Origin of the sequence: Roseofilum halophilum BLCC-M91, from assembly GCF_030068445.1 — a bacterium.
Classification (GTDB): domain Bacteria; phylum Cyanobacteriota; class Cyanobacteriia; order Cyanobacteriales; family Desertifilaceae; genus Roseofilum; species Roseofilum halophilum.
On the sequence record NZ_JAQPOK010000005.1, the window covers coordinates 1 to 11,396 of the forward strand.

Consider the following 11,396-nt stretch of genomic DNA (forward strand, 5'->3'; position numbering starts at 1 on the left):
GATGTTATGAGGTACAGTAATCGAAATGTTCCTTGAGAGTGTTGTCCCATGAAAAGCCTGAAGAATGGGCACTCTAGCGTAAAAAATGGTTTTCCCATTACCCATTACCCATTACCCATTACCGCGCGAAGCGCTGTAAGCATTAGTTCTGTCTGTTGACCAACCCTGTTCTTCCTGTCGCCGTTGTACCCGCACATCATTGGGGGCAAGTTCCATCAGTCGGTTTAACTGCTCCTGTGCTTCCTCCACATGCCCCAAAGCCATCAGCGCATCAAAACGATCGCCTGCCGCTACAATATTGTCAGGATACCTCGCTAAAATGCGCTCATAGACTTCCAGAGCCGCCGCAGCATCCTTTCTCGCCATCTGCACCCGCCCCAGCGCCAGCCAGTGAGACGGGTTTTCTGGCTCCAATGAGGCGGCTGACTCGAAGAAGCCTACCGCCGCCTCCAAATCCCAGTTACACACCGCAATCAATCCGCGAATATGCGCTTGCGTCGGTTCATAGCGAATATGAGATAAAGCCTGCTCGTACACCCTCGCCGCCTCCACCGGTTGTGCCATCAACTGCAAGATTTTGCCCAACCTTAAATACACCTCAATCACTTGAGGTTGTCGCTCCATCACCTGTCGATATTGCTCAATTGCCGGTTGCCAATCTCCCGTTTTATAGAGCAGATCCGCCAATTTTAAGCGCTTTTTCCATCCCGATGGATAATTCTCAATATACTGATATAACGTCTTCAGTTTCTGCTTAATTCGGGTCGGCTTTTTCTCCAACACCAAACAAACCTCAGCCTCCATTCCTGAAGGCTGAGAAATTACGGCAACCGATGAGACCCTTTGACTATGCATGTGGCAGTAAGATGATAACTAATAACTGGATGAATCGGCCTGATATTGTTCAGACTCGGAACATCAGATAAACTCTCCTTGTCTGCCGGAGTCTGATGATATTTTTCCTCTAGTAAACAATGCAATACAGAATTATTTTGCCCAGATAAATAGTGCCTTAACTGTTTCTTCAGGCGCTCCTTCGCTTCCTGAATCCGTTTGTAGGCATTGTCCTGGGAAATGGCCAACCGTTGAGCAATATCGGCATAGGAAACCTGGTGATAGTAACGCAAAATAAACGGCTGGCGCAGTCGCTCAGGAAGCAGATTAATAGCGCGAAAAATGGACTGGGATAACTCTTCAGAAAGTAGGGTAGATTCCGGGCAAGCATAACTGATCAGAAGAGAGTCTAGAGAAGTGGGGGCGATCTCGTCAATATTGTCCACACCTATGGCTCTGCGTCGATCTTGTCGATATTTGTCCATGCATAGATTATGGGTGAAACGAGTTAACCAAGCCCGGAGATGGGTAATTTTGTGGGCATGATCGGGCAATTTATTTCTGGCTTTAAGCATGGCCAAACTGAGAGCATCTTCGGCTTCATAAGCATCATTATTCAGCCAACGCAGACAGCGAAAATAAAGATACTCTTGATGACTTTGCCAGAGGGGCCAAAAGGCATTGAGATCCCCTTCAGAAAGACGCTGTAATAGCTGTTCCTCTTCTAGAGGATTGAGGTTTTTATGTTTATTTTGCGATCTAATTTCTCGGTGCTGCATCAATATTAACCCAAGTTGTTTGCGGAGTATTGATGGTAGATACAGTTTTGAGATCGAGTCCGGATAACTAAAGTATCTGGCTTTCGCTTCTCCAATCTTAAGACGATTCCCAAGTTCGATTTCTGAATTTTTGTAGTTAACGTCAGTTTTGGTTAACAGTGAGATATTTTTGTAGGGGCGAAAAATTTTTCGCCCCTACAAGAGAAGCTAGTTAGGAGTCGCTGTCACCGTGACTTGATACTCGTAAGTCCCAGAAGGTAAGCCATTGGTATTGGCATTTCTGCCCACAACCAGACCCACATTATAAGGAAGGTTATTAAAAGAAGTTATCGGACTTTTAGGGACATTCCACGGTACACTGTTGCTAAACTGGCCGTTGCCATTTGTTGTGAACATGGGTAAGATGAGGTTGAATAAAGTTGCTTGAACAATATCGGGGTTGAACCCAGCCGGAGCCTGAATTTTCACTGGGGCACTAATAGAAAGAGAGCTAGGGGCTGTACAGTTGACCTGTAGAGACCCTGACGTACCAGTATTGTTTAAAAAACTTTCAGCCATCAGATATTCAGCCGTGGGACTCGGCTGCACCAATGTACCATTCTGAACGTTACTAAACGTGCAGGTGCTGTTGACAGTCCCATTGAAGTTGACCGTTGTGCTGTTTTGGGCTTCGGCTTTGGGAGCCAAGGTTACAGCACTGAGGATGGCCAGGGCACTTGCGAGGGCGAGATGACGGTTTTTCATGGTTGGGATTTTCATGACTCTGTTAGGGTGTTCTATTCTATAGACGTTTGTGAGGGGGAGTTTGTGAAAGTTTTGTGATGCCCTCTCCCTTTCATGTCCGCTTTGCGGAATATCCCTCTCCTGTGGGAGAAAGGGGTAGGGGGATGAGGGTGAGTGTTGATCAGTCAGTTTGTAGTGATGGCTTTAGCCATCTCCAGCTAGGCTTTTAAGCACTAATATCAAATCCTTAAATGGTTGCTACTTTCTGTGTCCTCTAGACACATGGTGAGGGAGGGCGGGTTGACAAAAATGGTTGTCAGTCTACAAGATTTAGGTATAACCCGCCCCTACAACTGTGTCTCGTTGTTATGGGAATTGAATGATTTGCATCTCAAATCACCATAAAATGGAATAATGCCCAATCCCAATCTAGCCATTTACGCACGCTATGCTGATGGGACACCCGTATTTAAAGGCAGTAGGGTGCGTTAGCGACAGCGTAACGCACCTACAATCTACTAAAGTGCTTACTACGAACTGAGTCTTCTATCAAGTTCTACGGTTGAAACAAACGCCCCCAACCGGTTCCCGGCCCATCGGCAGTCCAGCGATATTTCATTTCATAGCGACTGTAAATAGCACTACGACCATTTTCAACCGCACCCTTGTAATTATCATGTATAGAACCATAGGGATCGTTGACAATAAAATCACCGTTTTCAGTGCGTCCGCGCACGACAATAATATGTCCAGATCCAGAAGGATTTTCAGTTGTGCCTCTATGCAAAATACCAATGACTACTGGACGACCTGCTTCGAGTTCTCGATAGACATCTTCAAAATCGAGATTGATATGCCAAGTGCTGTTCAGGCCGAAATGGGATAAGGCTTGCCCTTGAACGGTATGATCGATGCTATCTCCATATTGACAAACGACTTTTAGGTAGGCATCATCTCCCTGTTTTCCGGGTAAAGTTCCTGGGCGGAAATACTCTAAACACATGGCACAGGAAGACGCATTACAGGTTCCCGTGGGATCTATATAGTTATCGGTTTGGGGGAACCAGGGAACATCAAGCAAAATTTTCTTAAAACTCTGTTGAGCGAGAATACTTTTGGCTTTTTGATAGTAATGTTTGCGGTCTTCCAAGCCGTTATAGCCGCCATTTACGGCTTGGGTAATTTCTTCAACGGTTGCGCCGCGATCGCACAATTCATTCATCCGATTCTTTTGCCACCAAGAACCCGCGCTGGTAAAGGGATATTTTTGAGCCACATAATCACAGCCTTCCATAATTTTCGGATCGCCCATGAAATTACAAAAGGCTTGATAGTTGTCCCGTCCTGTTAATTGAATCGCCCCAGCACCTTTATATTTTGGCCCATCCCCTGGGTTAACATTACCTAAATCAGTCCTTCCTTCATAATTTGAGCCATCACTGAGTTCTTTGAGCCATTTGAGGCCGCGTGACTCATGGGCAATTTGGCTGAGGAAGTGAAATAATCTATCTGGGGTATTGATTTGATAAACATGCAAGCAATGGTTTAGATCTTTGAGTTTTTCTGGATAGATGGAGTTGCCAAATAATTGCTCTGCTTGCTCTTGGGTAATCAGGGTGGGTTCTGAATCTAAGCTTATACCGTCCCAATGTTTGGCAAAAACATAGAACGTGCCCGAATTGGCGGCTAATGTCACTTTGATGTGACCATTCTCCGCCGCTTCTACTGCTTCAAAGCCATAGCTTTTTCCTGCGGGAACATCTACGATTTGTTCGGGCTTCAGTTGGGCGGCTTCTACGGGCAATTTCTTTAGTTTTGTGTTTGCCTTGGCTTTCATGTATTTCATCTTATTAACCTGTTTTTTGACTCTATTAATAAGACGATTTGAGTGTGAGTTTTATGAATTTTTATAATTATTAAGCTAAAGAGTGGGGAGGGCGGGTTTCCGCAAGCGGACATGAATACAAAAATAGTTTTCAGTCTACAAAATTTGGGTATAACCCGCCCCTACAGATCGCTTAATTTTAATAAATATAATATTAATCAAAAGTCGTTTTCATCGCTATCTAAGGTTGTCAAGGTTGCTGATAAAAATCCTAGCAACGATCCGAGGACAACATTAAAGGCTTGATTGGCCATATTGTTGATCGCTCCTATGTTTTCAACTTCTGAGTCAATCATCTGCCTATAGATCTCTAATTCTTCAGGCGTAGCGATCAGATCTAATTGTTCGATATGCTCCTTGCGAGAGGCGAAACCGTTATTATGAAAAAAGGTGACAAATCCAGTAAAGGTCAACAAAATTGCATAAATGGATAGAATGATATACCAAATGGGTTTGCCTACGATATTTTTAGGGCGATTGTGTTTTGATTGTTTTATCCCTTCCGCTTCCGTCGCTGCTTTAATTTGGTCGATTTTTTCTAGGTCTGTCCGTAACAGTTTAGCTGGCGGATGGGATGGATTCGGTAAGGGCATTTTTACTGTTTTGATATCAATGTAGAAGATAAAAATGATACGATCGCCCCTAAGATGACATTAAAGGCTTGGGAGCTGATGGTGTTTTCATCCGCAAAAGTATTGGCATCATCTTGGAGTAATTCTTTGACCAAGAGTTGCTTGTCTGGGCGATCGTAATCTCTAATAATTTTGTCGAAGTTTTCGGGGTTGGTGATAAAGTCATTATTGTGAAAGAAGGTGATATATCCCATCACAAAGAATAAAAGCATATAGGTAATTAGTACGGTGTACCAGGTGGGACTCATCCCGGTTTGTTTGATCCAGTTTTTTAGAGGGAGCATGTTTTTACCGGATGTTGCCCTGTCATCAGGGCTTTAGCTTCTCTGCTCTGAAGACGATTTTTCAATTCGATTTCTGAATTTTTGTAGTTATAGTCGATTCGTAAGGTGGGCAGCGCCCACCCAGCCCTGTCTATTTACAACAAAAGTAGGGGCGGGTTTGAAACCCGCCCCTACAACTATTCTGGGATGGCTGCCGTACCCCTAGTTGGGAATCGCTGTTACCGTGACTTGATACTCGTAAGTCCCGGTAGGTAAGCCATTGGTAGTCGCATTTTTGCCCACAACCATACCTACATTATAAGTTCTATTATTTACAATAGAGATTTGAGTTGTAGAGCTATTCCAAGGTGTACTCGCGCTAAACTGGCTGCCCTTAATTGCAGTCAGGGCCAACACTGGATCGTATACATAAGCTTGAACAGTATCGGGGGTGAACCCAGCAGGGGCCTGAATTTTCACTGGGGCGCTGACGGAGAGAACACTATTCCCTGTGCAGGTGACTTGGAGAGATGCTGACGTACCAACATTGCTAAAATTACTATCAGCCATCAGATATTCAGCCGTGGGAGTGGGCTGCGCCAAGTTACCATTCTGAACGTTACTAAACGTGCAGCTACTGCTCACAGTCCCATTGAAGGGAATGGTTACGCTGTTTTGAGCTTGGGCTTTGGGAGAGAAGACGACAGCACCGAGGATTGCCAGGGCACTTGCGAGGGCGAGATGACGGTTTTTCATGGTTGGGATGTTTATGCCTCTGTTAGGGTGTTCTATTCTATAGACGTTTTCGAGGGTGAGTTTGTGAAATTTTTGGTGATGCCCTCTGCTCGGAGAAGGGGAGTGGGGGGATAGGGGGATGGGGAGTATTGGAAAAACTTATCAATCTGGAGAACGCTTATTGTAACGGTAATAAAAAGTGTGATTTGAGTCAGGACTATTCTAGTGTGTATGCAATACATTTAGCAGTATCACTGTATGGTTTATGAACATGGGTTCGATCAGGGTTTTCTACTACGTGAATACTGTTGATTTTGTGATGAATGATGAAAATGTTAGAGAATTCACCCGTTAATTGCGGCGATCGCCGTTCTTTCGATCGGGCTTCCCTGGAAAAACTATGTAAAAAAAAAAGACATTAGATTTTGGCGCGAATGGCAAAAATACCAACCTTATCTCTATCGTTGCTGCCTAAAATGGATGAGAGGAAATGAGATGGATGCAGAGGATGCCCTCTCTGAATCGATGTTTAAAGCATGGCACAAAGTAGGGAATCGTCCCGAAAGTATCTTTAATTATAAATCCTGGTTGTATAAACTGACGCATAATGTCTGTGTTGATATTCAGCGTAAAAAGAATCGAAGAAAGAATAAGATAGTCTATTTAGATGGGGTTGACGAGAGCAAAGTTTTATCCCTGATGCAAGAGGATGCAAACCTGAGTCTCGAAGAAGAGGAAAAAAGAAACATAATTGCAGGGGAAATCCAAAATTTACCCGATCGAATCCGTGAAACGTTTATCTTGCATTACTATGGGGATCTCTCCTATCAAGAGATTGCCGAGAAACAAAGTATTTCCTATGCCAATGTCCGCAAGCGTGTTTCTGAAGGACGCTCGATGTTGACAGGAGAGTTGACACCCTATTTTCTCGTTGCTTGATGGTGATGGGGTGAGAGGGAAATGGGGAGAAGGGGGAGGAAAGGCAGCGAGCAAGATGCTCGCATTCCCGGAGAAAAGCAGGGAGTGGGAGCGTCTCGCTCCCTGGATTTTGAATTCCCTAGTCTCGCTCCCTGGATTTTGAATTCCCTAGTCTCGCTCCCTGAATTTTGAATTCCCTAGTCTCGCTCCCTGAATTTTGAATTCCCTAGTCTCGCTCCCTGAATTTTGAAGTTCCCTAGTCTCGCTCCCTGGATTTTGAATTCCCTAGTCTCGATCGCTGGATTTTGAAGTTCCCTAGTCTCGATCGCTGGATTTTGAAGTGCCCTAGTCTCGATCGCTGAATTTTGAAGTTCCCTAGTTCGATAGGGTAGAATAAGTGAACGAATAACGGAATTTTTGGGAATGATATAAAAGTCACCAGTCAGTTATCTCAACTCAAGAAAAATTACGGCAATGTTAGCATTGAAGAAATTGCCGAAGTGACGGGAATTGACCTAGAGCAAATCCGGGAGTTAGAGAAGGGTTCGGCAGAGGCGATCGCCTTTAACACCCTGGCGCAACTGTGTGATTTTTTTCAATGTACGCCTAACGATGTGTTGCTCTTAGAGTGGGATGGAATTGAAGTCGATAACACTCCCCCAAGCGCCGAGGAACTTCGCCAAGCGAAAGAGTTGATTGATAAGGCCTATGCGATCGCCTCAGCAATGCCACCGCGTCCGGCTGAAGAAATTTGGGCAGATTTTGAGGCAACTGTCGATCGCATTGGATTAGAACTTGAACAATCGAAGTCTTCTAAAAGCTGAAATAATGCCCTCTCCCTATATCCCTCTCCCACGGGAGAGGGACTTTTTCCCCCTTCTCCCTTCGACTTCGCTCAGGGCAGCGCCCGTGGGAGAAGGGGGTAGGGGGATGAGGGAAACCCTTCGCGACTCATTACTGCTACAACTGCTGTAAGTTGAATTCCAGCAAAGTTTCGGAACTGCGATCGATGGTAATGGTATGGGGTTCGATCGCCCCATCACCGTTGACTTTGAGTTGATATGTGCCTTCTCGCAATTGTTCTAGATAATACACCCCTGCCGTGTTGGTAATCGATAAACTGGCTGAAGTTCCATCGCTGGAGAAGGCTTCTACCCTGGCTCCGGCGATGGGTTTTCCTTCGCTATCGGTGACGACTCCGGCAAGGGTATAGGAGGGTTGCAGGGGAATCATCAGGGGGGTAAAACTGCCTTCGACGACTTCTACAGCCCAGCTATTGGTTGAAGGTTGGAAGTCGGGAGGGAATCCGGCGGCTTCTAAGTCGAGGCGATAGGTGGCGGGGGGAAGGGGCAGGAGGAAGCGATCGCCTTTAACTTCAATTTCCCAGGGTTCTACCAGTTGGTTATTGAGGATCAGAAACTCGGAGGAATCGGTATAAATCTCTTCATTGCCATCCCGTTTACCGTTGCTGTTGCGATCGTAAAAGGGCTGAATGGATAAGCCGCCTGCGGTGCGTAAGCGCTCCAATTGGCGATCGCCCGGACGAATACCCTGTTGCAACCCTAAACTCGACACCAGTTGCAAGCGAAACTGACTTTGCTCGGAAGTTAGAGAGATGCCTTCATAGCGCAGTTCTAGGGCAATTCCCGGTAAAATTGCGGTGGATGCATTGACATAAAGACCATGGCCTTGAGATCCCAGGAGATAGCCGAGTTCGCTTTGCCACAACGTTTCGCCAAAATAAGTGCGATTAGGCGATCGATAGCGCCAGAATGCCGACAGCAAATAGTTATCCATAGAACTATTCAACGTCCTATAATTTAAAACCCCATAATGAGACGGCGTAAACCGATAAGACAAATCCGACAAAGAACTACTTTTATTGCCCTGATGGAACAGATAAAGTCGCCCCAACTGTTGATTTAGATTCCAACTCAAGTCACCTTCCGTATCCACATTCAACCGCGCCAGAGTAGAATAATTCGATCCACCAGCAAAATACTGTATTCCAAAACTCCCTAGATCCCCAAAAGTGCCATTTGCGATTAATCTCAAGCGAGGAAAAACTCGCCAATCCAAAGAATAGCGCGTATCCTCCAAATCGCTACTTAAGCTGGCCAACAAATTCGGATAACCATCCCAAACCAGATTAATATCAACATCTGTCTCTTCTCCAAGAATGCCAGAGATTGACGCAATAAATGGAGTTCCTTTCGGTTGATAAAAAATTTCCGCTAATCCATTCATCCCCAGATCGTAAAATGCCCCCAAACCCACCGTCAAATCCTCCGAGAGTCCCCACCGACTGCTCACTCCCGCATTAAAATCGGTAAAATCCCCCCAAAATTCATCAAAATTTAACTGACGCTTCCACCCCGCAGAAACTGCCCATGCCGATGTACCTGCGGGTAATTGTTCCAGTAATACACTAAACCGAGCTTCTTCAATAATCGGTTCGGCTGCCAAAGAACCATTTGGATAGAGTAAAACATAATATTGATTATTAAAACTCCGTCCCACTCTAACCGCATTAAACCGATAAACCCCCGAATCATCCACAACTTGTTCAGCCAGCAATTCTCCACTCTGCAAATTGTTCACCAATTGTACAACCGTTCCCGGTTTTGCTTGACCCGTTATGGTTGCCGTCACCGACTCCGGTTGCAGTCGTTGCTGAGGGTTTGCCCCACCATTATTTCTCAAAACTGGAAAGGGATTATATCCTCGACGCTGAATGGTCGTAAATCCCCAAAACTCTCCCCCACTTTGACTGCGCCAAAAGGTGGGCTGTGACCCCAAATAATAATCTGCTCCATCCGTTTGTTTGAGAAATTGTAACTCAGACAATTGCCAAGTTTCGCTCTCACTAAAATCCCGTTGATTCAAGCGCAAAAACCAACTACTCTCAAACAGAGTGCCCACAGCCGAAAATTGCCCTCGGTTGTTAATCTGATTCTCTCCTATTCTAGTTGAATTCACTTCCTGTTGCACCCCACTGATATTAAAATTAGGAGCAGAAACTTCGGGCAATCCTTCAAGGATGATTGGGCGATCCTGACGGCGAGTTCTCCGAGTATTGCTAACTTCAGGAACTTGAAAAACAATGGCATATTCTCGCCAGTCAAACTCAATGAGGATACCAAACAGTTCCCTCATTTGGGCTACAGAAAGCACTAATCCTAATTCGGGATCTGTTTGTAAGTCATTCAGATTAAGTTGCACCACCTTAAAGGGCGATCGTAGTTCAACGATATCTTCTTCTACCACTTTTGAGGTAAAGTTTAAGGCTTCTAAAATGGCATTATAAGGAACCAGCCAATCCTCAAAGTTAATGGACTCTGTATCATCTACTTCACCGCGCACTAACACGCCAGAATTGACCGTTCGCCTGCCTACGGTTAAGCCGACAATAAACAAGGTAGGCTGGGGATCTGGGGTGTGTTCTGCTGAGGCTGTCGTGGGCATTGTTGCTGCAAGACTCGATCGCGTTAGCCAGTTCAAGTTACTAGAAATAATCAGTTGCAAACAACCGATTAATCCGAATAGTTTTAGGAAATTTTTCATCACATAAATTTGTACTGGTGTAGTTAGAAAAATAGCCCTCACCCCCAACCCCCTCTCCCACGGGAGAGGGGGCTAAAAGATGTATCTCATCTATTCGAGAAAGGCTATATACCCCTTTTAAGAGGAGGGATCTAAATGTCATTCGGAAGAGGGAAAAGTGCTGGATTCAGGAGTTGAAGGTACAGTAAAATTTACGGAAAAGTTAATTTTATTGCTGAAGTTAACGCCCCAGCCTAATTGCCCAGAAAGTTCATAGTCTCCCGGTTCTAAAGTGAGTTCGCCATCGGCAGCATAGTCTATATTGATATAGCGGGAACCTTCAGCGATGACGGTGATCGGATCGCCGCTATCTTGCTTAACTTCTCTGCCGTCTTTTTTCAGCGTCCATTCCGGTTGCAAAATGACGCTCGCTTTTCCAGTATTGATGGCGAGTAAGTCCAATTTTTTGGACTCTGGATTATATCGGGCACTGTCGAGGGTTAGCTCATGGGAAATATTCCCTTTGCGGACGTAAACGGCGACTCCAATTCGGGGCACAATTGTTGTCCGAAAAATGATATCCCCCGTGGTATCGTTTTCTTCTTGAATGGTGGCTTTGAGGTTTTCGGTAAACAGGACGGCTCGATATTCTCCATCGGGTAAACTGGGAGGAAACCGAGCAATGAAGCGAATGCGACGTTGTTCTGTAGCTGGGATTTGTAATTCTCGCGGAGAAAATTGTAAGTAGGGGCTTAAGTCTTGAGAACTAGAGTCTAAGACTTGAAATCCGGCTTCCGGATCGTAGGTAAATGGGGCACTGTAAATGCGGGCGCGAAATTCTTCTGATGTGAGGTTAGAGACGGTGATGCTGCCTGTGGCTTGCCCTCGGTTGACTTGGGTTTCGACTACCATGGGCGAAATGGAAATATTGGCGCGGGCTGCCGCTCCTAGTAATAGACAGTTGGCGAGTACAATGCTGGTGAGGCTAGAGGTTATGCGGCTCAGGAAATTCAGTTTCATCACCAATGAGAAAGTCTTAATGGGTAATTAGTCTTTGACGCTACTATTCATAAGACGATCTTTG

At 45.3% G+C, this 11,396-nt stretch carries 11 protein-coding genes; 2 read left to right on the plus strand and 9 right to left on the minus strand.

All coding sequences use genetic code 11. The features are described 5' to 3' along the window. Positions 1-111: 111 nt before the first annotated feature. The 7 genes from PJF56_RS01035 to PJF56_RS01065 all read right to left on the minus strand — a co-directional run bounded on the left by PJF56_RS01035 (position 112) and on the right by PJF56_RS01065 (position 5,872). Positions 112-855: a tetratricopeptide repeat protein gene (locus tag PJF56_RS01035; RefSeq protein ID WP_283760769.1), complete on the minus strand. Its 744-nt coding sequence runs from the start codon at positions 853-855 to the stop codon at positions 112-114. After that, positions 822-1,613 (minus strand): RNA polymerase sigma factor, encoded by a 792-nt coding sequence (locus PJF56_RS01040; protein ID WP_283760770.1) that lies wholly within the window; start codon positions 1,611-1,613, stop codon positions 822-824. The genes PJF56_RS01035 and PJF56_RS01040 overlap by 34 nt, the downstream gene beginning before the upstream one ends. 207 nt (positions 1,614-1,820) lie before the next feature. Then, entirely contained in the window at positions 1,821-2,357 is a 537-nt protein-coding gene (locus tag PJF56_RS01045) for a hypothetical protein (RefSeq protein WP_283760771.1), read from the minus strand. Positions 2,358-2,892: 535 nt separating this feature from the next. Further along, a complete protein-coding gene (locus PJF56_RS01050; protein ID WP_283760772.1) occupies positions 2,893-4,182 on the minus strand; it encodes a C39 family peptidase in 1,290 nt (429 codons plus the stop codon). 197 nt (positions 4,183-4,379) lie between these two features. Further along, on the minus strand, positions 4,380-4,814 hold the full coding sequence (locus PJF56_RS01055; RefSeq protein WP_283760773.1) for a hypothetical protein: 435 nt from the start codon (positions 4,812-4,814) through the stop codon (positions 4,380-4,382). A 2-nt stretch (positions 4,815-4,816) separates the two neighbouring features. Beyond that, positions 4,817-5,137 (minus strand): hypothetical protein, encoded by a 321-nt coding sequence (locus PJF56_RS01060; RefSeq protein ID WP_283760774.1) that lies wholly within the window; start codon positions 5,135-5,137, stop codon positions 4,817-4,819. Positions 5,138-5,338: 201 nt separating this feature from the next. Beyond that, a complete protein-coding gene (locus PJF56_RS01065) occupies positions 5,339-5,872 on the minus strand; it encodes a hypothetical protein (RefSeq protein WP_283760775.1) in 534 nt (177 codons plus the stop codon). 396 nt (positions 5,873-6,268) lie between these two features. Here PJF56_RS01065 and PJF56_RS01070 point away from each other — a divergent pair, with 396 nt between their 5' ends. Together PJF56_RS01070 and PJF56_RS01075 are read left to right on the plus strand one after the other, a co-directional pair. Further along, positions 6,269-6,790: an RNA polymerase sigma factor gene (locus tag PJF56_RS01070; RefSeq protein WP_283760778.1), complete on the plus strand. Its 522-nt coding sequence runs from the start codon at positions 6,269-6,271 to the stop codon at positions 6,788-6,790. 461 nt (positions 6,791-7,251) lie between these two features. Continuing rightward, a complete protein-coding gene (locus tag PJF56_RS01075; RefSeq protein ID WP_283760779.1) occupies positions 7,252-7,593 on the plus strand; it encodes a helix-turn-helix domain-containing protein in 342 nt (113 codons plus the stop codon). A gap of 136 nt (positions 7,594-7,729) precedes the next feature. Here the strand turns inward: PJF56_RS01075 and PJF56_RS01080 are convergent, their stop codons facing one another. Then, complete coding sequence (locus PJF56_RS01080) at positions 7,730-10,333, minus strand: carboxypeptidase regulatory-like domain-containing protein (RefSeq protein ID WP_283760776.1); 2,604 nt, start codon at positions 10,331-10,333, stop codon at positions 7,730-7,732. 138 nt (positions 10,334-10,471) lie between these two features. Then, entirely contained in the window at positions 10,472-11,332 is an 861-nt protein-coding gene (locus tag PJF56_RS01085) for a fimbrial biogenesis chaperone (protein WP_283760777.1), read from the minus strand. Between the last annotated feature and the right edge of the window lie 64 nt (positions 11,333-11,396).